This is a genomic window from Nonomuraea sp. KM88 (genome assembly GCF_052245635.1).
Taxonomy (GTDB): domain Bacteria; phylum Actinomycetota; class Actinomycetes; order Streptosporangiales; family Streptosporangiaceae; genus Nonomuraea.
In genome coordinates this window covers 230,375-255,865 of the sequence record NZ_JBQQCC010000013.1, presented here as the reverse complement: position 1 = coordinate 255,865, position 25,491 = coordinate 230,375, and the positions used below count along the sequence as shown (strand labels likewise).

Here is a 25,491-nt window from a genome sequence, read left to right as displayed (position 1 = left end):
CGCGGGCGTCACGTCACCCGCCGGCTCCGCTGCAGCGCCGCGGGCGCGTGACGGCGGGCCGCACGCCGGCCGAGGTCAGCGGATCGTGTACCACGCGGGCAGGATGAGCGGACCCGCGACGGGCAGGCCGAGCTCGGCCGACAGCCGGGCCAGCGGGCCCCAGGCGTCCATGCGGATCCTGGCCAGCGCGGCCGACTTGTCCTCGCTCGAGTCGGGGCCGCGCAGGCGCTCCAGCGGGTTGAGCCGGGGATAGGCGCGCACCGGCGCGTCGTCGGCCAGCCCGGCCCGCCCGCGCGCCAGGGCCAGCGCGTCCTCCAGCCCGCCCAGCTCGTCGACCAGCCCGCTCGCCTGCGCGTCGGCGCCGGTCCACACCCGGCCCCTCGCCAGCTCGTGTGCGCGGTCGCGGGTGAGGTCGCGGCTCGCGGCCACCTTGCTCACGAAGTCGTCGTAGATCCGGTCGAGCCAGGCGTTGATCCGCTCCCACTGCTCGGAGGAGAACCCGCGGGACGTGGCGAACATCCCGGCGTTGGCCCCGCTGCCCACGAGCTCGGTGTTCATCCCGATCTTCTCGAACAGCTCGGCGAGGACGGCCTTGCCGCCGTAGACCCCGATCGAGCCCGTCAGCGTGCCCGGCTGCGCCACGATCACGTCGGCGCCCATCGACACGAAGTAGCCGCCGGAGGCGGCCACGTCGCCCATCGACACGATCACCGGCTTGACCTTGCGCGTCAGCGTCACCTCGCGCCACACCGTGTCGCTGGCGACGTAGGAGCCGCCCGGGCTGTCGACCCGGAACACGACGGCCTTGACGTGCTCGTCGCGCCGGGCCGCCCGGAACGCGGCGCTGATCGTGTCGGAGCCCATCGCCCCGCCCCCGCCCACCGGGCTGCGCCCGCTGCGGCCGGACCTGATCATGCCGTGGCCGTGGACGAGCGCGACCGCGTCGGCCATCGGCTGCGGCAGCTTGCGTACGGCCGTGCCCCTGGCGTAGCGGGAGACGTACAGCAGGTGCGCCTCGGCCCCCGCAGAACGCTTGACCTCGTCGTAGACCTCGTCGCGGTAGGCCAGCTCGTCGACCAGCCCCGCCTCCAGCGCCTCGGCGGCGGTGAACGGGCCCCGGTCGATCAGCTCGCGCACCTTGGCGGGGTCGAGCCTGCGCCCCTCGGCGATGCCCGCGACCAGGCCCTCGGTGACCGACTCCACGATGCGGCCGATCGACTCGCGGTGGGCCTCGGTCATGTGGTCCTGGGTGAAGGTGTTGGCGGCGGTTTTGTACTCGTGCCGCTGGCCCACTTCGTAGCCGACGCCCAGCTTGGCCAGCGTCCCCTTGACGAAGCGCTGCTCGACCGCCACGCCGGTCAGCCCGACGTCGCCGCTCGGCTGCAGGTAGACGCGCTCGAAGGCGGTGGCCAGGTAGTAGGGCACGGTGCCGCCGCCGAACTCGCCGAACGTCTCGGCGAACGCGACGGCCGGCTTGCCCGAGGCGCGGAAGTGGGTCACCGCCTGGCGCAACTCCTGCACCATGGCCAGGCCCATCGGGTTGCCCCCGACCTTGACGACCAGCCCTCTGACCCTGGGGTCCTGCCTGGCCCGCCGCAGCCCCGACAGGACGTCGGACAGGCGCGGCTTGCGCATCGACAACACCGCGGCGAGCGGATCCGACGGCGGGCCCTCGGTGAGGCCCTCGGTGAGGTCGAGCTCCAGCACCAGCGGGGCGGTGCGCCGCTGGCGAAGCTTGTCGACGGTTTCGAAGATCGCCTTGCCTGCGTCCATGAAGCCACCCTAAGCGACACGATTCGATACGCGCTTAGGAGTATGCAGCTAAGGTCTATACACCTTAGCTGTACACTTCTACGATGCAGACGATCCAGAAGCCCGCCCAGGTCTTCGACCGCGAGCGCGAATGGGCCGGCCTGGTCAGATTCGCCACCTCTCCCAGTCCCGACGTGCGGCTCGGCATCGTGAGCGGGAGGCGTCGCCAGGGCAAGACCTATCTGCTCGACGCCCTGATCCGGGAGGTCGGCGGATTCTTCTTCGCGGCCACGGACGAGACGGAGACCGAGGCGCTGACTCGCTTCGGCCGGGCTCTGGCAGCGCAGACCGGAGGCGGGCGATACGCGTTCGCCGACTGGGACGAGGCGCTCGAGCGGCTGTTCGCCGTCGTTCCTGACGGGCTCGTGGTGATCGACGAGTTTCCCTACCTGAGCAAGGCCTCCCCCTCCCTGCCCTCACTGATCCAGCACGCCCTTGATCCCCGGGGATACGCGCGGCGGGGAAAGGCGCGGCTGCTGCTGTGCGGCTCGGCGCTGGGTGTGATGGGCCGCCTTTTGGCGGGCAACGCGCCTTTGCGCGGACGGGCGAGCCTCGAACTCGTGGTCAAGCCGTTGGACTACCGGGCCGCCGCCAGGTTCTGGGGGATCGACGACCCACGACTCGCGGTGCTGGTGCACTCGATCGTGGGCGGCACTCCCGCGTACCGGCGGGAGTTCGTGGCCGGTGACGCCCCCGAGTCGATGGAGGACTTCGACGACTGGGTGGGGCGTACGGTGCTCAACGCGCAGATCCCGCTGTACCGCGAGGCGCGCTACCTGCTGGCGGAGGAGTCGGATATCCGTGACACGGCCATCTACCACGCGGTGCTGGGGGCCATTGCCTCGGGGAACGCCACGCGTGGTGGCATCGCCTCCCATATAGGCCGGAAATCCCCGGATATCGGGCACCCGCTATCGGTCTTGGAAGATTCACAACTGATCGCTCGTGAGGCGGACGCGTTCAGAAAAGGCAGATCCCTCTATCGCATCTGCGAACCTTTGATCGTCTTCTATGAGGCAGTGATGCGGCGCGAATGGGACCGGCTGGAGCGCGGCCAGCCCGAGGCCGCTTGGCGCAACTCCCGTGCCACCTTCCTGTCACAGGTGGTGGGCCCGCACTTCGAAGCCATCTGCCGCGAGTGGACGATGCTCTCGGACGGGGAGATGTTCGGCGAGCTTCCCGGCAGGGTGGCCGCCGGAACCGTGGCGGACCCGCACAATCGCACGCAGATTGAGGTGGACGTGGCGGTTCTCGCCCAGGAGGAGCATGGGCGGCCGCGCCGCGTGCTCTCCTTGGGGGAGGCGAAGTGGGACAAGGTCATGACCACCGGCCACGTGGAGCGGCTGCGACGGGCCAGGGACCTGCTGGCGGTCAAAGGATACGACACCAGCGGGACGGTGCTGACCTGCTACGGCGGCGCGGGCTTCCAGGAAGGCATGCCGGGAGACGTCCGGCTGGTCGCCCTCGACGACCTGTACGCGTGAGCGCCCGGTTGCAGATAGTTTCGACCTGAACGCATGGCTCAGGGGAAAGGAGCGCGGCGGGGTGCCCGAGGTTTCGATCCGCCTTCTCGGACCGTTCGAGGTGCGGCTGCCGGACCGTACCGTGAGGATCGCCTCGAAACGGCAGCGGGCTCTGCTGGCGAGCCTGGCCGTGCTGCCGGGGCGCGTCGTGCCCGTCGACGTCCTGATCGAGCGCATCTGGGGCGCCGACCTGCCGTCGAGCCCTCGCGAGGCCGTGCAGAACAACGTGCACCGGCTCCGGCGGCTGCTCGGGCCGGAGTTCGGCGGGCTGGTGCGCAACGTCGTCGACGGCTACCTGCTGGACGTCGACCCCGATCAGGTGGACGCGTCGCGCTTCGACCGGCTCGTCCGCGCCGCGGAGCAGGCCACGGACGACGAGCCCGGGCGCGCCCGTGAGCTGCTGCGGGACGCGCTGGAGTTGTGGCGGGGCGAGCCGCTCGGCGACGTCGCGTCCGACTCGCTCGAGCGCGACCACGCGCCCGCGCTGACCGAGCGTTACCTGGCGGCCGTCGAGCGGCGGCTCGATCTGGACCTGGCGCTCGGCGACCGCGCGCCGAGCGCGATGATCGCCGAGCTGCGCGTGCTGACCGCGCGCTTCCCCGTACGCGAGTCGCTCTGGGAGCGGCTGCTGACCGTGCTGATCGCGGACCGGCGGCAGGCCGAGGCGCTGGAGGCGTACGAGTCCGTACGGAACACGCTTGCGGACACCCTCGGCGCGGACCCGTCGGCGCGCCTGCAACGCCTGCACCGGCGGTTGCTGGCGGGAAGCCCAGAGCCGGAACGCGTGACGCCGCGGCAGCTGCCCCCGGCGCCGGCGGGCTTCGCCGGTCGGACGGCCGAGCTGGCCGCACTCGACGAGCACCTCGACCGCTGGTCCGGCAGCGGGCTTGCCCTGGTGGCGGTTCACGGCGTCGGCGGCGCGGGCAAGACCGCGCTCGCGGTGCACTGGGCCAGGCTGAGGCAGGATCGTTTCTCCGACGGGCAGCTCTACCTCGACCTGCACGGCTACGGCCCTGGCCGGCCGGTCACGGCGGAGGCGGCGCTCGGCCGGCTGCTGCGCGCGATCGGCACGCCGGCGGACCGGGTTCCGAACGACGCGGGCGAGGCCGCGGCGCTGCTGCGCACCCTGCTCGTCGGCCGCCGGATGTTGCTGCTCCTCGACAACGCCCACGACGCCGAGCACGTCCGGCCGCTGCTGCCGGGCTCCCACTGCTTCGTGATCGTGACCAGCCGGAGCGACCTGCGCGGCCTGGCCGCGCGCGATGGGGCGCACCGGGTGGCGCTGCGCGAGCTGCCCGACGCCGACGCCATGGCGCTGCTGACGGCGGCGATCCCGCGGCACAGGGCGGAGGCGGAACCCGACGCGCTGGCCGAGCTGGCCCTGCTGTGCGGACGGTTGCCGCTGGCCCTGCGCATCGCCGCCGAGCTGGGATCCCAGCACCCCGACCGTTCCCTCGCCGAGCTGGTCGACGATCTGCGGCAGCGCCGGAGCCCGCTGGACGCCCTGGCCGACAGCGATCCGGGAGCCGACCTGCGTACGGTGTTCTCGTGGTCGTACGACCTGCTTCCGCCGGACCTGGCGCGCGCGTTCACCCACCTCGGCTGTTACCCGGGCAGCGACATCGGGTTGCCGGGCGCGGCGGCGCTGCTGGACGTCGTGCCGGCCGCGGCGCGCGCCCTGCTCGACCGGCTGGCCGCCGTGCACCTACTGGAAGCGCGCCGGCCGGGGCGCTACCGGCTGCACGACCTGCTCAGGGAGTACGCCGCCGAGCGGCTGGCCGCCGACAGGTCCGAGGCGGGCGCGGCGGCGTTGCGCCGGGTGCTCGACTGGTATGTCCGGGCGGCGAACGAGGCGCGGATCGCGCTCGGCTTCTCACGCCCGATCCCGCTCTCGCGCGGCATCGGCGAGAGCGCGGTTCCGCTGCCCGCCCTTCCCAGCAGCGGTGCGGCAACCGAATGGTTCGAGACCGAACGGAGCACGCTGGTCGCCGCCGTCGGCGCCGCTGCCGATCACGGCCTGCCGGACCACGGCTGGCAGCTGGCTGTCGAGATACGCGACTTCCTCGACCGGTCACGCTATTTCGCGGACTGGCTGGCGGCGGGCCGGTCCGGCCTGGAGTGCGCGGAGGAGCTCGGCGATCCGCTGGCCGGATACCAGGCCGCGTTCGTGCTCGGCGGCGCCTACTCCGTCACCGGCGCGTACGACGAAGCCGACGCGACGCTGCGCGAAGCCCTGCGGCACGCCGAGCGGCTCGGCGACCCCGCGAAGACGTCACGGGCGTTGAGCGTGCTCGGGCTGGTCTGGCAGCGGGCCGAGGACTTCGACCGCGCGCTCGCCTGCCACCGGGAGGCGGAGATCGCCGCCCGGCCGGCGGCCTCCGCGGTGGTACGGGCGCACGCGCTGCTCAACTACGGCGCCACCGAGATCCTGGCCGGGCGCTGCGCCGACGCCCTGGGGCACACCCGCGAGGCGCTGGAGATCTACCAGGAGCACGGCCTGGAGCTGCAGGAGGCGTGCGCGTTGACCAACCTCGCCGCGGCGTGCGAGGGGACCGCCGAATACCCGACGGCCCTGGAACACTGCCGGCAGGCGCTGGTGATCTCCCTGCGGCTGGCCGACGTGAGCGGCCAGGTCGAGGCGCTGACGACCCGGGGCGAGATCCAGCTCGCGATGGGCCGCCCGGACGACGCGCGCGCCTCCTGGGAGGAGGCGCGCGCACTGCTCAGGCCTGCTGATCCCAACTACGCCAGGCTCGATCAGCTGCTCAGGGGCCTGGGCTGCTGATCACGCAGCGTGCGCGGCCTCGGGCGGAACGAGTTCCGCGACGTGCGGGTCACGAGCTTTCCTCCTGTATGTGCGGACACGTCGGTTGACGTCGGACCAGCACATCAGGGCTCGCTATCAGATCGCTCTCACTTTCTGACCGCCACGGAGAGCGGGGCGGAGCGGGGCGCGAATCGGGCGGGTTTCGCGCACCCGACCGGGTGGGTGGCGGTAGGTGCCGCACCCACCCGGGGTGTTCGATGGTTACCTGGCGCTCAGCGCGGCCCACACGTCGATGCGGGGCGTGGTGACCTCCGTGTTCCCGCTCTTGTACGTGATCGGCTTGCCGGTGCTCTTCAACGTCTCCAGCAGCGTGTCCACCGAGGCGTTGGGGCGCTTCTGGTGCAGCAGCGCGAAGGCGCCCGCCACGTGCGGGGCGGCCATCGAGGTGCCGCTGAGCGTCGCGTACGTGTTGCTGGCGATCGCCCCCGTGATGGACACGCCCGGCGCGTAGACGTCGATCAGCGTGCCGCGGTTGGAGAAGGTGGCCACGGCGTCCTTCTTGTCCGTGGCGCCCACGGCGACGGTGTTCGAGACGCACGCCGGCCACGACACCGACGCGTCGAAGCCCTCGTTGCCCGAGGCGACCACCGTGGCGACGCCCTTGGCCTGCAGCTTGTCGACCTCGGCCTTGAAGTCGGCCCCGTCGCCCGTGTCGCAGGCGGCGGTGTAGGCGCCGCCGCCCAGGCTGAGGTTGACAGAAGCGATCTTGTACTGGGACGTCATCAGGTCGGCGTACGCCATGCCGGTCAGGATCGACGAGTCGTAGGCCAGGATGCAGACGGGCCGGCCGGAGCAGTACGGCGAGTCGTCGAACCGGCTGAACACCTGCACCGGCACGATGAGCGCCTTGGGGGCGACGCCGTCGGCGGCGAAGTCGGCGGTCCGCTGGCCGGCGGTGATGCCGGCGACGTGGGTGCCGTGGTAGCAGAGGCCGTACTGCGGCTGCGGGGCGTCCTTCAGGCAGGCGGCGCTCTCGGCGCTTGCGGCGCCCGCGCCGACCTGGGACTCGGCGCCGTTGGGGCACAGCGGCGTGGAGCCGTCGGCGGGGTCTTCGGCGGAGAAGCACGCCTCGGACACGATGCGGTCGCCGAAGGCGGGGTGGTCGGTGTCGATCCCGGTGTCCAGGATCGCGACGGCCGTGCCCTTGCCAGTGGTGCCGCCGGCGTGCGCCTGGTCGGCGCCGATCAGGGGGATGCTCTCCACCAGCGAGGGTTTGTTGAGCTTGTCCTTGCGGATCGAGACGACCGCGGTCTGCTCGGCGAGCTTCTCGAGTTCGGCGCGGGTCCCGCGGTAGACGAAGAAGTCCAGCGCGCCGGCCACTGCGGCGGGCGGTTCCGCGATGAGGTTCTTCTTGCCCCGCTTGATCTTCTCAGCGCTGGACAGCAGGGACTTCACCTGGTCGGGCTGTTGCACGCGGACGATGGCGCGGTGCTCGCCGCTCGCCGTGATCGCAGGGTCGATCTTCGTTTTGGGGTCGGCGAGGGCGGGTGTGGCGACGAGCGCGGCCGCGGAGGCGGCCAAGGCGATCGCGCCTGCCAGCAGAGACGACAGTCTCAACTGATCCTCCGGTGGTTCGGGGGGCATTTCTCGCCGAAAGTGTAGTAATCGGACAACTGTTGTCAGAGGGGTGGATGCGTTCTGTTACCTGTTCTTGTTCTGGTCAGGGAGGTGACCGGAGTCTCCGGGGCTCCGGCCGTGACGCCCGTTCAGACGCGTGCGGCAGGGGTGGCCCGCTCGGCGTCGATCCTGGCGGTGACCGTCGACGTGCCACCGGCGCCGTACCGGATGGGCGTGCCCGTGCTCTTCAACCGCTGCAGGCTCTGCGCGACGGTGTTGTTCGCGTACGCCTGCTTCATCAGCGCGAACATCCCGGCCACGTGGGGCGCGGCCATCGAGGTGCCGCTCAGCTCGCGGTACGCGTCGTCGGGAACCGAGGAGTTGATGTCCACCCCGGGCGCGAACAGGTCCAGCATGGCCCCCCGGTTGCTGAACGAGGCGGGGGTGTCGTCGTCGCCGGTCGCGCCCACCGTCACGGCGGTGGAGATGCAGGCAGGGGAGGAGACGCCGTTCGGGGATCCGCTGTTGCCGGCCGCCACGACCGGCGCCACGCCCAGCGCCACGAGCGCGTCGAACTCCGGCTTGACCCCCGCGGCGGCGGGGTCGGCGTCGCACGCCTCGGTGAACAGGCTCCCGCCGGACATGCTCAGGTTCACCGCCGCGACGTTGCTGGCCCTGGCGACCCGGGCCACGTACTCCAGCGCCAGCTTCTGGTCCGAGGTGTAGCTGAGGAAGCAGGGGGCGCTGCCGCCGCCCGACCCGCAGGTCAGCGGGTTGTCCACGCGGCTGAAGACCTGGATCGCCAGGATGCGCGCCGCGGGGGCGACGCCGTTGGACGGCGCCCCCGCGGTCACGGCGCCCGCCGCGATGCCGGCCACGTGCGTGCCGTGCGAGCAGGCGTTCGACCCGTTGACCTGGCACTGGGCGGTCTCGGCGTCCGCCGAGCCCGGCCCGGTCTGGCTCGGCTGGCTGTTCGGGCAGAGCGAGACGGTGCCGTCGCTGGCGTCGGAGGAGGAGAAACACGCCTCGTCCACCAGCCGGCCGCGGAAGAACGGGTGGTCGCGGTCGATCCCCGTGTCGAGCACGGCGACCGTCGTGCCCCTGCCGGTCCAGCCGGCGGTGTTCGCCCGGTCCGAGCGGATCAAGGCGGTGCTGGAGTCCAGCGTCGGGTGGCGCAGCTCGTCCTTGTAGACGGACTGGACCCTCGCGTCCTTCCTGAGCTTGGCCAGCGTGCGCCGGTCCACCTCGGCGACGAAGAAGTGCGGCGATGACGCCGCCTCCAGGACCCGGCTCCCCTCCGAGGCCTGTTCCAGGTCCTGGGCCACGGCCTCGGCGTTCTGGCCCGGCTTGACCTGGATGATGGATCGGACCCGGGTCTTCGCCTTGATCTCCGCGACGAGCGCGGGGCTGATGACGGGGTCGTTGGTGTTTTTCGTGTCGGCTTGCAGCGGCGGGGCCGCGCACAGCACGGCGCACAGGACGGCCAGCGCGCTCGCGCGGGCCGGCAGAGACCGTAGCCTCACATGTTCCTCCGAAGGTCGGTTCGTCCTCGAGGCGGGAGCGTTCGCCCGCGTACAGCCGCATACATCCCCCTTGCCACAAGGGTGATGTGGGGGATGAAAGCGAGCAGCGCGACCTTGGAGACGTTTTTGCCTCAGGGCGACCCATGGGAAAGGGCCGGTCGAAAGAGACCGGCCCTTTCCCATGGATCACTTGGTGGACTTGATGACCTTGTCGGCCGCCTTCTTCAGCGCCGCCGCGGACGGCTTCTTGCCGAGCCGCACCTTCTCGGCGGCGGCCAGCGTCGTGGTGCCGTTCGTGCCGTGCGCCCAGTTCAGCCAGGCCGTCAGCAGCGCGCGGTCCAGCTTGGCCTTGCCGGTGCGGGTGTTCTTCAGCACCCGGTACGCCTTGCCGAGCGAGGACGCCTTCGTCAGCTCGGGGAACACCTTGCTCGACTTGCTGATCAGCTTCAGGTAGCAGGTGAGTGTGTCGTCGGGGATCGTCCCGCTGCTGCGGTGGATCTCCACGGCCCACTTCTTGACCGTCAGCTTCCTGGCCGCCTTGCCCCGCGTGCAGACGGTGGCCGCCGGTTTCGCGACCGGGCTCGCGGTGACCGTCACCGTGACCGTCACGGTGGGCAGCGGCACCGGCTCGGGGTCGGGGTCGGGGTCGGGGTCGGGGGCGGGGTCCGGGCCCGGATCCGCCGGGTCGTCGGGCTCGGGGGAGGGCCCGCTGCTGTCGCCAGGGTCGGGCTCGGGGTCCTGGTCGGGCGGGGGCACCGGGCTCTGCGAGATCGGCGGCTGCGGGGCCGTCCCGGCCAGTGCCGCCGCCAGGTCGAGGCGCGGCGTGGTGACCTGGGCGCCGTTGGCCTCGTACACGTACGGCCTGCCGGTCGTCTTCAGCTTGTCGATCAGGTCGGCCATCGGGGTGTCCGGGGAGGCCGCCTTCATCAGTGCCAGCGCGCCGGCCACGTGCGGTGTCGCCATGGAGGTGCCGCTGTAGACGGTGGTCGCGTTGTCCGGCACCGACGACTCGATGTCCACGCCGGGCGCGAACAGGTCAAGCAGGGCGCCGCGGTTGGAGAAGTCCGCGATGGCGTCGCCTCCGTCGTTCGCGCCCACGGCCACGGCGCTGGAGATGCAGGCCGGGTACGAAGCCCCTTCGAAGTACTCGTTGCCCGCGGCCACCACGGTGGCGATGCCCCTGGCCAGCAGCGCGTCGATCTTCGGCTTGAAGACCGAGCCTTCCTCGGAGGTGTCGCACGCGCCTTCGTACAACATCCCGCCCAGGCTCAGGTTGACCGCGGCGATCGGCTGGCTCAGCCCGGCGACGTAGTCCATGGCCTGCAGCAACGACGACTCGTAGGCCAGCAGGCACGACGGCTCGCCGCAGAGGTTCTCGTCGTTGACCCGGCTGAACACCTGCACCGCCACGATGCTCGCCCCCGGCGCCACGCCGCTGCTGCCGGCCGCGATGCCGGCCACGTGGGAGCCGTGGTCGCACAGGTTCACGCCGCCGGACAGGCACTTCTCGGTGGTCGCGTCCGCCGCGCCGGGCCCGGTCTGCTGCGTCTGCTGGTTCGGGCAGAGCGTCTCGACGCCGGGCTCCACCGCGGAGAAGCAGGCCTCGGCCACGACCCTGCCGTTGTACCACGGGTGGTCGGGGTCGATGCCGGTGTCGAGCACCGCCACCGCCTGACCGGCGCCGGTGTGGCCCTTCGCGTGCGCCTGGTCGGCGCCGATCAGCGTGAGGTTGGAGCCGACCTGGGTGGGCGTGTACGTCCTGTCACGGCGGATGGAGGCGACCCGCGGGTCCTCGGCCAGCTTGGCCAGCTCCTCCGCGGTGCCGTTCACGACCATGAACGTCTGGTTCTGCGGCTGCAGCACCACGTCCACGCTCTCGGCGGCGGCCTGGGCCGCCACGGGCGCGTTCTCCGTGGGGCCGGTCAGCTCGACGATGGCCCGCGCCGTGCCGCCGTCGACCCCTAAGCCCTCCTCGACCTTGTCCTCGGGCGAGGAGGGGGTGGGGGCAGGGGACTCAGCCGGTGTGTCCGCCGGTGTCCCGAGGGGTGCGTCCGGAGTGGCCTCGGACCCGGCCGGGGACGGGGACTCGGCCGGGGGCGCCTGCGACTCCGTCACGGTGGGCGACGGGGTGGTCGTCGGATCGTCGGCATGGGCCGGGCCGGACAGCGGCAGCAGGGCCAGGGCGATCGAGCATACGATCAGGGGGCGAAGTCGCACGCGTCCTCCGAGAAGGGATGATCTCGGAGTTTATGGTGATTTGCCCGACAGGCACAGGGCTCCCGCCGCTTTCTCACCGAACTTTCAGTGACCGCCGGTCAACCACCGTGCACCGCCGATCAGCAGCCGATCGACCGCCGATCAGCCGCCGATCAGCCCTCGTCCGGCACCGATCGGTCGCCGTCCGCCGCCGGCGCCTCGTGCGTGAGCCAGACCGCGCCGAGCGGCGGCACCCGCAGCGTCGTCGAGTAGGGCAACCCGTGCCACGGCTCGTCACCCGCCTCCACCATGCCCATGTTCCCCACGCCGCTGCCCCAGTAGTCGTAGGCGTCGGTGTTGACGATCTCCGTCCACTGGCCGCCGTACGGAAGCCCGAGCCGGTAGCTCTCGTGCGGCCCGCCGCTGAAGTTGACCACGCACGCCACCGCGGACCCGTCGGTCCCGTAACGGACGAACGAGAACGTGTTGCCCGAGGCGTCGTCGGCGTCGATCCAGCGGAACCCCTCGGGCGCGTGGTCCTGCTGCCACAGCGCGGGGGTCTCCTTGTAGACGCGGTTGAGGTCGCGTACGAGCCGCTGCACGCCCTGGTGGCCGTCGAACTCCAGCACCCACCAGTCGAGCCCGCGCTCCTCCGACCACTCCGAGCCCTGGCCGAACTCGCTGCCCATGAACAGCAGCTGCTTGCCCGGATGGGCCCACATGAACGCCAGCAGCGCCCGCACCTGCGCGAAGCGCTGCCACTCGTCGCCGGGCATCTTGCCCAGCAGCGAACCCTTGCCGTGCACGACCTCGTCGTGCGACAGCGGCAGCACGTAGTTCTCCGAGTACGCGTACAGCAGCGAGAACGTCATCTGATGGTGGTGGTACTGGCGGAAGACCGGCTCGTGGCGCAGGTATTCGAGCGTGTCGTGCATCCAGCCCATGTTCCACTTGAACCCGAAGCCGAGACCGCCAAGATGCACCGGGCGCGACACCCCCGGCCAGGCCGTCGACTCCTCGGCCACGGTAGAGATGCCGGGCGCCTCGCGGTAGCACACGGAGTTCATCTCCTTGAGGAAGTCCACCGCGTCGAGGTTCTCCCTGCCGCCGTAGACGTTCGGCGTCCACTCGCCCTCGCGGCGCGAGTAGTCGAGGTAGAGCATCGACGCCACCGCGTCCACCCGCAGCCCGTCGACGTGGAACTCCTTCAGCCAGTAGAGGGCGTTCGCCACCAGGAAGTTCCTGACCTCCCTGCGACCGAAGTCGAACACGTACGTGCCCCAGTCGGGGTGCTCGCCCCTGGCCGGGTCGGCGTGCTCGTACAGCGGCGTGCCGTCGAAGCGCGCGAGCGCCCAGTCGTCCATGGGGAAGTGGGCCGGCACCCAGTCGAGCAGCACCCCGACGCCGCGCTGGTGCAGCAGGTCCACGAACGTGCGGAAGTCGTCAGGCGTGCCGAACCTGGCCGTCGGCGCGTAGTAGGACGTCACCTGGTAGCCCCACGAACCCCCGAACGGGTGCTCGGCCACCGGCAGCAGCTCCACGTGGGTGAATCCCAGGTCGGACACGTACGCGGAGAGCTGCTCGGCCAGCTCGACGTACGACAGCCCCGGTCGCCACGAACCCAGGTGCACCTCGTAGATGCTCATGGGGCCGTGCTGCGGCTGCCGCTCCCGCCGCTCGGCCATCCACGTGCCGTCCTCCCAGACGTGCTCGGACCTGTCCACCACGGACGCCGTCATCGGCGGCACCTCGGTCCGCCTGGCCATCGGGTCGGCCTTGTCGCGCCACATCCCGTCGGCGCCGAGAATCTGGTACTTGTACCGCTCGCCCACCCCGAGCCCCGGAATGAACAACTCCCACACCCCCGAACGCCCCAGCGAGCGCATCGGGTAGCCGGTGCCGTCCCAGTGGTTGAAGTCGCCGACGACCCTGATGCCGCGCGCGTTGGGCGCCCACACCGCGAACGCCGTGCCGTCGATGTCCTCGTGCTCCATCACGCGGGCGCCGAGCACCTCCCAGAGCCGCTCGTGCCGCCCTTCGCCGATGAGGTGCAGGTCCACCTCGCCGAGCGTGGGCCAGTGCCGGTAGGGGTCGCGCATCATGTACGGTTCCGCGCCGGCGTACCTGATCCTCAACGCGTAGCCGGGGACCTTGTCGAGCCCGGGGACGGTGACCTCGAACACGCCGTGGGCCTGGTGTTTCATGGTGTGGGCCGTACCGTCGTCGAACACCACCTCGACCCGCTCGGCCAGCGGTCGCAGGGCGCGGAAGACCATCCCGCCCGCCACGGGATGCGCGCCCAGCACGGAGTGCGGATCGTGATGCGCCCCGCCCGCCAGGCGGTCGAGCTCTGTCCTCATCGGCATACTCCCCACCTTGCCCCATGATGACCGTCCATCCCAGGCACTGCCCGCTATCACCGAGACAATCACCGAAAGTGCAAAATCCGGGTTCATCCACAAGGCGGAGCTCAGAGTCTTTTCCCGTTCTTAACCCGGCACACCGTCCCCCCGCCGCCGCGCCACCAGCGCCAGACCATTTCCCGGCGGGCCGGTCCTGCCGCGCCGCGTCAGGCCAGGCGGGCTAGGCGGTGAAGTCCCACCGCGTGTGGCTGAACCCGTCCGTCTTGCCGAACCCCAGGGCCTGGGCCGGGCGCACCTGGTACACCACGGGTTCGTGCCCGTGCATGCGGAAGACGCCGTCGTCGTCGACCTCGGCGGCCCAGGCGCTGCCGTATTTGGCGGTGTGGGCATCGGCCACCTGGCGCAGTAGCCGCCGGTCCCGCACCGCGACGGCGTCGCCGTGCAGGACGAGGTCCAGGCCGTCGTTCCACCGGTTGCACCCGGTGGTCACCGCGCAATGCGCGCTGGCCGCGAGGTTCTTCGACTTCTGCTCCTCCGGTCCGCTGGAGAAGTAGAAGGCGTCGTCCAGCCAGACCCCGACGACCGGAGTGACGTGGGGCCGCCCGTCGGGACGGACGGTGGACACCCAGAACAGCTCCGCGTCCCGGAGGTGGGCGACAGCGTCCGGCCACGGGGTGGGCCGAGCGTCGTCGCTGCTGTACCGCGGATCGATGGTGGTTTCCGGCGTACGAACCATGGTCCCCCCTCAACGGCGGTCGACGAACCACACGGGTTACCCCTTCTACCCCGATCTCTGGCCTCTAGCGGGGGCGGAAGGCGGCCAGGGGGATCGGCAGCCACGAGGGCCGGTTGCGGGCCTCGTAGACGACCTCGTACACGGCCTTCGACAGCTCGAACGCCCTCAGCAGCACCGCGTCGCCGCGTGTGATCACGCCGCCGCCCTCGGTGTACCCGTCGAGGAACGCGGCCCTGTTGCGGTCGGCCCACTCCTGGGCCCGCGGCTCCAGCGCCTCGGCCTCGGAGTGGCCGGCCAGCAGGTGCCTGGCCGCGTAGTCGAACGAGCGCAACATCCCTGCCACGTCGCGCAGCGGCGACGACAGCGCCCTGCGCTCGGCCAGCGGCTGCCCCGGCTCGCCCTCGAAGTCCAGCACCACCCAGTCCGTCGTGGTGCGCATCACCTGGCCGAGGTGGTAGTCGCCGTGAACACGCTGCACGGGCACCTCGTTGGTGAGCAGTTCCACCTGGTGGTAGGCGTGCTCAATGACGGTCACATGCTGGCGCAACGCGGGAACCTCGGACACGGCGCGGCCGAGCCGGCGTCGGAAGCCCTCGGCCATGCGCTTGACCTCGTGGGTCTCGATGAGGTCCGTGGGGAAGGCGGCGGCCAGCTCGCGGTGCACGCGGGCGGTGGCCGTGCCCAGCCGCAGCGACTCGGCCGCGAAGTCCCCTCCGGCCTCGGACGCCGGGACCTCGGGCAGCGAGGCGTAGAGGTCGCGCACGCTGGCCAGGGCGAGGTCCCAGCCGTCGTTCGCGGTGGACAGGAACTCCTGCATGAACGCGAGCGTGGTGCCGGTGCCGTCGAGGTCGGTCTCGATCCACCCGTACGGCTGCGCGATGTGCGGCGCGTTCCTGGCGGCCAGCGCGGTGACGATCTCCAGTTCGGGGTTGACGCCGGGGATGAGGCGGCGGAACAGCTTGCAGATGTAGGCGTCGCCGTACACGAGAGAGGTGTTGGACTGCTCGGCGCTCAGCACCACGCTGCGCGGCTCGGTGTCGATGGCGGCGCCGGGGACGTGGCGCATGCGCAGGCCGCTGCGCTCCTCGTCGCGGGCCATCCCGTCGAGCAGCCAGTCCGTGCGCTCGGCGTCGTGCACGGCGTCGTAGAGGTAGACGTCGCCGATCGTGCCGATCAGCGCGTGGGCGAGCCGGTCGGGGAGCGAGGGGCGCTCCCCGAGCAGAACCTGGTAGCGCTCGCGCGAGCCCTCCTGCCAGACGGCGACGATCAGATGCCGGAGCCCGAGGGTCAGCTCGACGTCCGAGTCGATCGACAGATGGTCGATCGGGCGCCCCTTGCCACCGAACCAACGCTGGCGGCCGATCCATGCGGCAAGGAGCTCGTCAAGCACGTCCTACTCCTCCTGGATGACGGCCGGCGGGAGCGTGAACCAGTAGAACCCATGCCCGGGAAGCGTCAAAAGATACGGAAGTTCGCCAATTGCCGGGAATGGGACCCCACCCATCGTCTCCACGGGAGCGACGCCGACGAACCTGCGCAGATCGAGCTCGACCGGCTGCGGGAAGCGCGACAGGTTGTTCACGCACAACATGCGGTCGTCGCCCAGCTCGCGTACGAACGCCAGCACGCTGGGGTTGGAGGAGTTGAGCTCGGCGTAACCGCCCAGCCCGAAGACCGGGTGCCGCTTGCGGATCTCGATCATGCGCCTGGTCCAGTGCAGCAGGGAGCCGGCGTTCTTCTGGTGGGCCTCGACGTTGATGGCCTGGTAGCCGTAGATCGGGTCCATGATGACCGGCAGGTAGAGCCGCCCGGGGTCGCAGTCGGAGAAGCCGGCGTTGCGGTCGGGGTCCCACTGCATGGGGGTGCGCACGCCGTCGCGGTCGCCGAGCCAGATGTTGTCGCCCATGCCGATCTCGTCGCCGTAGTAGAGCACCGGGGAGCCCGGCAGCGACAGGAGCAGCGCGGTGAACAGCTCGATCTGGTTGCGGTCGTTCTCCAGCAAGGGGGCCAGGCGGCGGCGTATGCCGACATTCGCCCGCATACGGGGGTCTTTGGCGTACTCGGTGTACATGTAGTCGCGTTCCTCGTCCGTGACCATTTCGAGGGTGAGCTCGTCATGGTTGCGGAGGAAGATTCCCCATTGGCAATTTTCCGGAATTTTCGGCGTTTGGGCCAGAATTTCGGAAATGGGGTAGCGGGATTCCCGGCGTACGGCCATGAAGATGCGCGGCATCAGAGGGAAATGGAATGCCATATGGCATTCGTCCCCGCCGCCCACCGGGTCACCGAAATACTCCACGACGTCCGACGGCCACTGGTTCGCCTCCGCGAGCAGCACCCGGTCGGGGAAGAGGCGGTCGACCTCCGACCTGATCCGCTTGAGGTACTGGTGGGTCCTCGGGAGGTTCTCGCAGTTGGTGTTCTCCTCCTCGAAGAGGTAGGGGACCGCGTCCAGCCGGAACCCGTCGATGCCCAGGTCCAGCCAGAACCGCAGCACCTCCAGCATCGCGTCCTGCACGGCCGGGTTCTCGTAGTTGAGGTCGGGCTGGTGGTGGAAGAACCGGTGCCAGTAGTACTGGCCGCGTACGGGGTCGTAGGTCCAGTTGGACGTCTCGGTGTCGATGAAGATGATCCGGGCGTCCTGGTACTTCTCGTCGGTGTCGGACCACACGTAGAAGTCGCCGAACGGGCCCTCGGGGTCGTGTCGCGACGCCTGGAACCAGGGGTGGGCGTCGCTGGTGTGGTTCATGACGAGGTCGGCGATGACGCGCATGCCGCGCTTGTGCGCCTCGTCCACGAGTTTCACGAAGTCTCCCAGATCCCCGAACTCGGGCAGGATCTTCATGAAGTCGGCGATGTCGTAGCCGCCGTCGCGCAGCGGCGACTCGTACAGCGGCAGCAGCCACAGGCAGTCGACGCCGAGCCACTGCAGATAGTCGAGCCGGCTGATGAGCCCGCGCATGTCGCCGGTCCCGTCACCGTTGGAGTCGGCGAAACCCCTGATCAGGACCTCGTAGAAGACCGCGCGTTTGTACCAGTAGGGGTCGCGCGGCTTCTCTTCGTCAAAAGTGTTGGGAATGGGTGTGATGCTCATGAGCGGCCTCGCAGGGTGCTCATGAGGGAGGCGCTGTCACACACGTTGAAGACTCCCCGCTGAATTCAGTTCTACCGTGGCGCGGCTCGTACGGTGAGAATATGGGCAGGCTGGATGTGGGGGTCGAGGCGTACGTAGTTGCTCTGCCTCCAGCGGTACGACTCGCCCGACAGCTCGTCGTCGACGACGAACTCCGCGTTCCAGTCGAGACCGATGGCGGGCAGGTCGAGATCCACGGTCGCCTCATGGGTGTGGTGTGGATCCAAGTTGATGACCGCCAGTACGACGTCGCCCATCCCGTGCCTTCGTGTGGCCGGGTCGTAGGCGCCCGGCAGCCGTTTGGAGAAGCAAACGATGTCCGGTTGATCGACCCTGTGGAATCGTAGGTTACGCAATTCCTGCAGTGCCGGATGCGCTCTTCGGAACAAATTCAGGTGAGTGATGAAGGGAGCCAGACTACGTCCCTCGCGTTCGGCTGTAACCCAATCGCGAGGCTTGTACTGATATTTTTCGCTATCCAGGTATTCTTCGCTACCCGGGCGTACCGGTACGTTCTCCCCCAGTTCATACCCGGAGTAGACACCCCAGGCCGGCGACGTCAGCGCCGCCAGCACCGCCCTGATCTTGAACGCAGGGACGCCGCCGTGTTGCAGGTACTCGTGCAGGATGTCCGGCGTGTTGACGAACAGGTTCGGCCGCAGATAGTGCGAGGTCTCGTGGGCCAGCTCCGACAGGTAGCCCTCCACGTCGTACTTGGAGTTCTTCCACGTGTAGTACGTGTACGACTGGTGGAAGCCGACCTTGGCCAGCGCGCGCATCATCGCCGGCCGGGTGAACGCCTCCGACAGGAAGATCACGTCGGGATCGGTCGTGTGGATGTCGGCCAGCAGCCGCTCCCAGAACGCCACGGGCTTCGTGTGCGGGTTGTCCACCCGGAAGATCCGCACGCCGTGCCGCATCCAGTGCAGCAGCACCCGCTTGACCTCGGCGTAGACGCCCTCCGGGTCCTTGTCGAAGTTGACCGGGTAGATGTCCTGATATTTCTTCGGCGGGTTCTCGGCGTACGCGATCGACCCGTCCGCCCTGATCGTGAACCACTCCGGGTGCTCCTTCACCCACGGGTGGTCGGGCGAGCACTGCAGCGCGAAGTCGAGCGCCACCTCCATGCCCAGCTCCCTGGCCCGGCCGACGAACTCGTCGAAGTCCTCCAGCGTGCCGAGGTCGGGGTGGACGGCGTCGTGACCGCCGTCCTCCGAGCCGATCGCCCACGGCGAGCCGGGATCGTCGGGCTCGGGGCTGAGCGTGTTGTTGCGCCCCTTGCGGTGCGTCGTGCCGATCGGGTGGACGGGCGGCAGGTAGACGACGTCGAAGCCCATCTTGGCGATCGCGGGCAGCCGCCTGGCGGCGGTCTGGAAGGTGCCGGACTTGGAGACGCCGAACTCGTCGACGATCGCCCCCTCCGACCGGGGAAAGAACTCGTACCAGGAGCCGTAGAGCGCCCTGCGCCGGTCGACCCTGACCTTGTGCGACCTGGACCTGGTCACCAGCTCGCGGAACGGGTGGGCCTGCAGCAGCGCGGCGGTCTCGGGAAGCTGGGCGATCGACAACCGCGCCCGCGGGTCGAGATCCTCGTCCCGCAGCGTGGCGGAGATCGACAGCAGCGCCGCGCGGTGCCCGCACGCGCTGTCGCCGTTGCCGTTCTGCCTGCGCTGCCCGTTCGCGCCGGCGTGCCCCTCCTGGGCCGGCCGGTCGTTCGCGCAGTCGGCCACCCGCACGGCCCTGGCGGCCCGCTCGAACAGTCGCGCGCCCTCCTCGCACATGAGGTCGACGTCCATCCCGCGCGGGATCTTGATCTCGGCGTCGTGCAGCCACGTGCTGATCGGATCGCTCCACGCCTCCACGCGGAACAGCCAGTCGCCCTCGGCCGGCAGGCACACCTCCACGCCCCAGCGGTCGGTGCCCGGCGCCAGCTCGCGCATCGGTCTCAACCGCCCGCGCTGCCCGTCGGGCGCGGTCATCACCACGCCCGCGGCCACAGCGTCGTGGCCCTCTCTGAACACGGTCGCCGAGACCTCGAAGGTCTCGCCGGCGACCGCCTTGGCGGGCCACTGCCCGCAGTCGACGACGGGGGAGATGTCCGTGATGGGAATTCGTCCGATCATCGCATTCAAGGGTTTGCGGCGACACACTCGGTGCCGCCGGAGGCTTTCCGTGGATGCACACGCCGTTGCCGGTGGTCCGCTGGAGGCGGCCTACCCTGGCAGTAACGATCCTTGCACGTTATTTCTGGACAGCAGCGGATAGACCTCCCGAGTGTGTCTGTGGGAGGGCCAACAAAGAGGAAAGTTGCCCCAATGGTGCCTCTTCATGCTTGTTCCTGGAAGGGGTTTGAACGGTCATCATGAGGGTGAAGGACTGAGAGGTCCCTCCTAGCCCGTAGGGTGCAGAAACGTGAGAGCTATCCGCCGGTTTACCGTCCGCACCGTCCTGCCCGCGGAGCTGGCCGCCCTCGGCGAGCTCGTGCACAATCTCCGCTGGTCCTGGCACCCGGAGACGATGGACCTCTTCTCCGAGGTCGACGCCGGCCTCTGGGAGCGGGTCGGGCACGACCCCGTCGCCCTGCTCGGCGCGGTCACCCCCGCCAGGCTGTCCGAGCTGGCCGCCGACCGCCGCTTCCTGCGCCGCCTCGCCGACGCCGCCGACGACCTGCGCGAGTACATGACCTCGCCGCGGTGGTACCAGACGCTGCCCGACGCCGCGCGCGCCATCGCCTACTTCTCCCCCGAGTACGGCATCGCCGCGGCTCTCCCGCAATATTCGGGCGGTCTCGGCATCCTGGCGGGAGACCACCTCAAGGCCGCCAGCGACCTGGGCGTGCCGATCCTCGCGGTCGGCCTGCTCTACCGCCACGGCTACTTCACGCAGTCGTTGTCGCCCGAGGGCTGGCAGCAGGAGCACTACCCGTCGCTCGACGCCGGCGGGCTGCCGCTCACCCTGCTCAAGGACGCCGACGACGCGCCGGTCAAGATCCGCATCGGCCTGCCGGACGAGCGGATGTTGCACGCCCAGGTGTGGGTGGCGCAGGTGGGCCGGGTGCCGCTGCTGCTGCTCGACTCCGACGTGGCCGACAACGACACCGCCGCCCGCGACGTCACCGACCGGCTCTACGGCGGCGGCACCGACCACCGGCTCATGCAGGAGCTGCTGCTGGGCGTGGGCGGTGTGCGCGCGATCAGGGCGTACTGCAAGATCACCGGGCATGCCGAACCCGAGGTGTTCCACACCAACGAGGGCCACGCCGGATTCCTGGGCCTCGAGCGCATCCGCGAGCTGACCGAGGCCCGGCTCTCCTTCGACGAGGCGTGGGAGGCGGTGCGGGCCGGCACGGTGTTCACCACGCACACGCCCGTGCCCGCCGGGATCGACCGCTTCCCCGTCGAGATGATCGCCCGCCACTTCGGCGGATCGAACGCCTGGCCCACCGTGCCCGTCGACCGCATCCTGGCACTGGGCGCGGAGTCCGATCCCCAGCGGTTCAACATGGCCGTCATGGGCATGCGCCTGGCGCAGCGCGTCAACGGCGTGTCCCGCCTCCACGGCGAGGTCAGCAGGGAGATGTTCAAGGGCCTCTGGCCGGGCTTCGACCTGGACGAGGTGCCGATCGGCTCGATCACGAACGGCGTGCACGCCCCCACGTGGGTGGGGCGCGAGTTCATGGAGCTGGCCGACCGCGAGCTGCCCTCCCTGATCGAACGCGCCCGCGGCTGGGACGGCATCCAGAAGATCCCCGACGGCGACATCTGGCAGATCAGGGGGACGCTGCGCAGGCAGCTCGTCGAGGGCGCCCGCGTGCGGTTGCGCCGGTCATGGCGCGAGCGCGGGGCCTCCGACGCCGAGCTGGGGTGGATCGACGACGCGCTCGACCCCGACGTGCTCACGATCGGGTTCGCCAGGCGCGTCCCCTCCTACAAGCGGCTCACGCTCATGCTGCGCGACCCCGAGCGGCTCACCGAGCTGCTGCTCGACCCCGACAAGCCGGTCCAGATCGTGATCGCGGGCAAGGCCCATCCGGCCGACGAGGGCGGCAAGAAGCTGATCCAGCAGATCGTCAAGTTCGCCGACCAGCAGAAGGTCCGCCACCGCATCGTCTTCCTGCCCGACTACGACATGGCGCTCGGCCGGCTCATGGTGCAGGGTTGCGACGTCTGGCTGAACAACCCGCTGCGCCCGCTGGAGGCGTCCGGTACGTCCGGGATGAAGTCCGCGCTCAACGGCGGCCTCAATCTGTCCATCCGCGACGGCTGGTGGGACGAGTGGTACGACGGCTCCAACGGCTGGGCGATCCCCACCGCGGACGGCGTGGCCGACACCGACCGCCGCGACGAGCTGGAGGCCGCCGCTCTCTACGACCTGATCGAGCACGAGGTGTCCGACCGGTTCTACGACCGTCCCGGTGACGGGCTGCCCCGGCGGTGGATGGAGATGGTCAAGCACACGCTGGCCTCGCTCGGGCCGAAGGTGCTCGCCGGGCGCATGCTGCGCGACTACGTCGTGACCCTGTACAACCCGGCGGCCGGCGCGGCCAGGGCGCTGTCCGCCGACGGCTACGCGCCGGCGAAGGCGTTCGCCGCCTGGCGGCTGCGGGTCGCCAAGGCGTGGCCGGGCGTCAGGGTCGAGCACGCCGAGGCCACGGGGGTGGGCGACACCCCGGAGGTCGGTTCGTCCATCGAGCTGCACGCCACGATCGCGCTCGGCGATCTGGAGGCCGCCGACGTGCGGGTCGAGGCCGTCTACGGCAGGGTCGGGCCGCACGACGAGCTGGTGCGTCCCGCGTACGCGAAGCTGGAGATGGCCTCGGCGGAGGACGACGGGCGGGCGCACTTCACCGGCGTCGTCCCGCTCGACCACACGGGCGCCTTCGGCTACACCGTGCGCGTCGTCCCGCACCACCCGCTCGTCGTCACCCCGGCCGAGCTGGGCCTCATCACGGTGCCCGAGGAGCCCGCGGGCATGACGAACGGGACTCTGCGCTAACCAGCAGCTCGGGATCCCGGCGCAAGCGGCATAATCGGGACCGTGGACGACAGCGGCAACGGCCTGCGGGCCGACACTCTGGTGGCCACGGTCCGCGGTGTGCTGCCGTCCCTGACGCCTGCCGCCCAGACCGTCGCCCGCCTCATCCTCGAAGACCCCGCGACGGTGGCGCGGAGCACCATCACGGAGCTCTCCGCCGCCTCCGGCACGAGCGAGGCCACGATCGTGCGCACGGCGCGGCTGCTCGGGTTCGCGGGCTATCCGCAACTCCGGTTAGCCCTGGCGGCCGCCGCCGCGCAGCCCGACCGGCTGGTGCCCGGCGACCTGGCCCCCGACGACCCGCTCTCGGAGGTCATCCACAAGGTGGCGCGGGCCGAGTCGGAGGCGATCAACGACACGGTCGCGCAGCTGACCTCCGAGCGGCTCGGGCTCGTGGTCGACGCCGTCGTCGGCGCGCGGCGGATCGACGCCTACGGCGTCGGCGCGTCGGGCCTGGTGGCCGAGGACTTCGCCCAGAAGCTGCTGCGCATCGGGCTGTCCAGCCACGCGTTCCAGGACGCGCACCTGGCGCTGACCAGCGCGGTGCTGCTGAAACACGGCGACGTGGCGCTCGGGGTCAGCACGTCGGGGGAGACCCCCGACGTGATCGAGCCGCTGACCCGGGCTGCCGAGGGCGGGGCCACGACCGTCGCCATCACCAACAACCCCCGCTCCACCATCGCGGAGCTGGCCGAACACGTGCTGATCTCGGCCGGGCGCGAGACGGAGTTCCGTCCCGGCGCCCTGGCCAGCCGGATCAGCCAGCTCCTCGTCGTCGACTGCGTGTTCGTCGGCGTCGCCCAGCGTACGTTCGACTCCTCTCAGGAGGCGCTCGCGAGCACCAGGCGCGCCGTCAACGCGTTCACCCGGAGAACGTCACCCGCACGTCGTCAGCCTTGACGAACATCACGCGGTGGCCGAACTGGATCTGCAGGTACTTCGTCCTGCCCCGCACCACCTTGTGGTCCTCCAGGTTGAACGTGACCGCCCGGTAGTACTCCGTCGCGGCCGGCCCCGCGAGGGTGTACTTCTCGCCGGCCGAGAACGTGTACTGCAGCGGGGTCACCTCCTGGTGGGGGATGCCCTCGGGGTAGGCCTCCGCCTCCGGGTACGCCCGGCCGTAGACCGGGACGGTCGCCTTGCCGGGCTTGGGGGTGACCACCAGGCCCATGGAGGGCACGGCCGTGGGCGCGCTCTTCGGGTTGTGGAACCAGGCCTTCTGGCCGAGGTACCAGATGGCGGTCCAGTCGCCCTGCCGGCCGGCCACGGCGAAGCGCTGGCCGGTGCTCGCGCGGGCGCTGTGGTCGTACACGCTGTAGAGCGACTCGCCCGTGGGGTGCTTGCCGATGTCCTTGACGAGCGGGGCGTCGTCGCGCGGCTCGGTGCGGAGCCAGACGGTGTGGGCGGGAAGCGGCGGGCAGGCGGCCTCGGGGTTCTGGCGGTCGCAGCCATAGAAGTACGGCTTATTCGTCGCGAAGTCCGGCTTTATCATGACCGAGCCGGATCTGGGGCCGCCGAGGCCGTGCAGCGGCGCGCCCATCAGCTGGAAGTAGTGCGCCCAGTCCCAGAACGGGCCCGGGTCCTCGTGCATCTGCCTGACCGTGGTCGGCAGCGTGCCCGGGACGTTGTCGTGGCCCAGGATGTGGGCCCGGTCCATCGGGACGCCGTGCCGCAGCGCCAGGTAGCGGACCAGGCGGGCGGAGGAGCGGTACATCGCCTCGGTGTACCAGGTGCCGCCCTCGGCCAGGAAACCCTCGTGCTCGATGCCGATGGACTTGGCGTTGACGTACCAGTTGCCCGCCTGCCAGGCGACGTCCTTGGCCTTGATGTGCTGGGCGATGTGGCCGTCGGTGGAGCGGACGGAGTACTGCCAGCTGGCGCCGTAGGCGGGGTCCTGGTTGAGGCGGATGGAGGGCAGGAAATATCCCTCCATGTCGTGAATGATGATGTACTCGATCTTCTGGCTGAACGGGCGGTTCGCCAGGTCGTAGTGGCCGTAGTCGTCGTTCGGAAGCTCCTGGTACGCCGACGGGATCCACTCGCACGAGATCGACGCCGGGCACTCCACGCCGCCGGTCCTCGGCTTGCGCAGTCCGAGCTTGTCCAGCCACTTCTCGATCTTCGTGAGCCCGGGGACGGGAGCCAGCCTGACCTGGTGGCCGTCGTCCGTCGTCCGCTCGGCGCCCTCCTTGATCGTCGCGAAGACCTCGTCGGCGAAGAACCTGGCCGCGCCCGCCTCCTCGGCTCCGGAGTATCTCGCGACGGCGCCGTACCAGTCGCCTGGCTCGTCGCTCAGCGGCGCGCCGAGCGCCTTCTGGTAGTCCGCGAGCAGCGCCGCGCCGCCGCGGATGTTGGCGGCGGCGTCCGTACGCAGGCGCTCGCGGCTCTCGCCGGTGAGTTCGGCGGCCTTCTCCATCGTGCGGAGCGAGGCGGGGAGGTCGGCGGGCGCGGGACGCGCGCTCGGGGCGGGGAGGGGCCTGCTTTCGTCGCCGCGCGCGTCCTCCTCGCCTTCGTGGTGGTGGTTGGATCCCGTGAAGGAGGCGGCGTCGGTCAGGTGCATGGGCCCGAACCCGGCGTCGCTGGAGGGCCGGCCGGCGTGGGCGTCCCAGCGCGACTCGAGGTAGGAGACGCCGAGCAGCACGCTCTCCGGCACCTGGAACTCCTCGGCGGCTGAGGCGAAGGCCGCCTGGCGGCCGGCGGGTTCCTGGGCGTGCGCCGCTGTCACGGTGCTTAACGGCAGGGCGGCGACGAGGGAGATCGCCAGTAGTCTGCGCATGAACCACTCCT

At 70.4% G+C, this 25,491-nt stretch carries 14 protein-coding genes; 4 read left to right on the top strand and 10 right to left on the bottom strand.

Annotated elements, in window-relative coordinates; translation table 11 throughout:
* Window positions 1-75: 75 nt before the first annotated feature.
* Window positions 76-1,773 carry a signal peptide peptidase SppA gene (sppA, locus tag ACTWPV_RS33775; protein WP_443154860.1) on the bottom strand — a complete coding sequence of 566 codons (1,698 nt, stop codon included), beginning with the start codon at window positions 1,771-1,773 and terminating at the stop codon, window positions 76-78.
* Between the two features lie 83 nt (window positions 1,774-1,856).
* On the opposite strand from sppA, the gene ACTWPV_RS33770 reads away from it, so the two are divergent.
* Complete coding sequence (locus ACTWPV_RS33770; RefSeq protein ID WP_443154859.1) at window positions 1,857-3,296, top strand: AAA family ATPase; 1,440 nt, start codon at window positions 1,857-1,859, stop codon at window positions 3,294-3,296.
* Window positions 3,297-3,357: 61 nt separating this feature from the next.
* Window positions 3,358-6,120: a BTAD domain-containing putative transcriptional regulator gene (locus ACTWPV_RS33765; RefSeq protein WP_443154858.1), complete on the top strand. Its 2,763-nt coding sequence runs from the start codon at window positions 3,358-3,360 to the stop codon at window positions 6,118-6,120.
* A gap of 243 nt (window positions 6,121-6,363) precedes the next feature.
* On the opposite strand, the gene ACTWPV_RS33760 is transcribed toward ACTWPV_RS33765, so the two are convergent.
* The 8 genes from ACTWPV_RS33760 to ACTWPV_RS33725 form a co-directional block, all read right to left on the bottom strand.
* Complete coding sequence (locus ACTWPV_RS33760) at window positions 6,364-7,719, bottom strand: S8 family peptidase (RefSeq protein ID WP_347645456.1); 1,356 nt, start codon at window positions 7,717-7,719, stop codon at window positions 6,364-6,366.
* A gap of 149 nt (window positions 7,720-7,868) precedes the next feature.
* Entirely contained in the window at window positions 7,869-9,242 is a 1,374-nt protein-coding gene (locus ACTWPV_RS33755) for a S8 family peptidase (RefSeq protein WP_347645455.1), read from the bottom strand.
* A gap of 186 nt (window positions 9,243-9,428) precedes the next feature.
* Entirely contained in the window at window positions 9,429-11,459 is a 2,031-nt protein-coding gene (locus tag ACTWPV_RS33750) for a S8 family serine peptidase (RefSeq protein ID WP_443154857.1), read from the bottom strand.
* A 152-nt stretch (window positions 11,460-11,611) separates the two neighbouring features.
* On the bottom strand, window positions 11,612-13,798 hold the full coding sequence (gene glgB, locus ACTWPV_RS33745) for a 1,4-alpha-glucan branching protein GlgB (protein WP_443154894.1): 2,187 nt from the start codon (window positions 13,796-13,798) through the stop codon (window positions 11,612-11,614).
* A 223-nt stretch (window positions 13,799-14,021) separates the two neighbouring features.
* Complete coding sequence (locus tag ACTWPV_RS33740; protein WP_443154856.1) at window positions 14,022-14,537, bottom strand: pyridoxamine 5'-phosphate oxidase family protein; 516 nt, start codon at window positions 14,535-14,537, stop codon at window positions 14,022-14,024.
* 64 nt (window positions 14,538-14,601) lie between these two features.
* The gene (locus ACTWPV_RS33735) at window positions 14,602-15,927 is read right to left on the bottom strand and encodes a maltokinase N-terminal cap-like domain-containing protein (RefSeq protein ID WP_443154855.1); all 1,326 of its coding nucleotides are present in this window, start codon (window positions 15,925-15,927) and stop codon (window positions 14,602-14,604) included.
* A gap of 3 nt (window positions 15,928-15,930) precedes the next feature.
* On the bottom strand, window positions 15,931-17,631 hold the full coding sequence (gene treS / locus ACTWPV_RS33730) for a maltose alpha-D-glucosyltransferase (RefSeq protein ID WP_443154854.1): 1,701 nt from the start codon (window positions 17,629-17,631) through the stop codon (window positions 15,931-15,933).
* 71 nt (window positions 17,632-17,702) lie between these two features.
* A complete protein-coding gene (locus ACTWPV_RS33725) occupies window positions 17,703-19,793 on the bottom strand; it encodes an alpha-1,4-glucan--maltose-1-phosphate maltosyltransferase (protein WP_347645449.1) in 2,091 nt (696 codons plus the stop codon).
* A 289-nt stretch (window positions 19,794-20,082) separates the two neighbouring features.
* Between ACTWPV_RS33725 and glgP the strand changes: the two genes are divergently transcribed.
* Window positions 20,083-22,665, top strand: a complete 2,583-nt coding sequence (gene glgP / locus ACTWPV_RS33720) for an alpha-glucan family phosphorylase (protein ID WP_443154853.1) — start codon at window positions 20,083-20,085, stop codon at window positions 22,663-22,665.
* Between the two features lie 42 nt (window positions 22,666-22,707).
* Window positions 22,708-23,604: a MurR/RpiR family transcriptional regulator gene (locus tag ACTWPV_RS33715; protein WP_132604877.1), complete on the top strand. Its 897-nt coding sequence runs from the start codon at window positions 22,708-22,710 to the stop codon at window positions 23,602-23,604.
* Here ACTWPV_RS33715 and ACTWPV_RS33710 read toward each other — a convergent pair.
* Window positions 23,567-25,480: an N-acetylmuramoyl-L-alanine amidase gene (locus ACTWPV_RS33710; RefSeq protein ID WP_443154852.1), complete on the bottom strand. Its 1,914-nt coding sequence runs from the start codon at window positions 25,478-25,480 to the stop codon at window positions 23,567-23,569. The genes ACTWPV_RS33715 and ACTWPV_RS33710 overlap by 38 nt on opposite strands.
* Window positions 25,481-25,491 lie beyond the last annotated feature (11 nt).